This is a genomic window from Pseudoalteromonas sp. T1lg76 (assembly GCF_002964725.1).
GTDB lineage: Bacteria > Pseudomonadota > Gammaproteobacteria > Enterobacterales > Alteromonadaceae > Pseudoalteromonas.
Genome location: NZ_PQCE01000091.1, coordinates 1 through 312 on the forward strand (window position 1 = coordinate 1; position 312 = coordinate 312).

Below are 312 nucleotides of genomic sequence, written 5' to 3' on the forward strand. Positions count from 1 at the left end.
GCGCTTCTGCGGAGTGGTAGTTCAGTTGGTTAGAATACCGGCCTGTCACGCCGGGGGTCGCGGGTTCGAGTCCCGTCCACTCCGCCATTTAGCCTGATAACATGTACAAACATCATTACTGCGGAGTGGTAGTTCAGTTGGTTAGAATACCGGCCTGTCACGCCGGGGGTCGCGGGTTCGAGTCCCGTCCACTCCGCCATTTAATGATGTACAATGCATACCACTGCGGAGTGGTAGTTCAGTTGGTTAGAATACCGGCCTGTCACGCCGGGGGTCGCGGGTTCGAGTCCCGTCCACTCCGCCATTTGCTTC

3 tRNA genes are annotated in these 312 nt (G+C 57.4%); all 3 read left to right on the forward strand.

The features are described 5' to 3' along the window. Positions 1-10: 10 nt before the first annotated feature. A tRNA-Asp gene (locus C2M35_RS15335) sits at positions 11-87 on the forward strand. Positions 88-122: 35 nt separating this feature from the next. Then, positions 123-199, forward strand: a tRNA-Asp gene (locus C2M35_RS15340). Between the two features lie 28 nt (positions 200-227). Continuing rightward, a tRNA-Asp gene (locus C2M35_RS15345) sits at positions 228-304 on the forward strand. Positions 305-312: the final 8 nt, after the last annotated feature.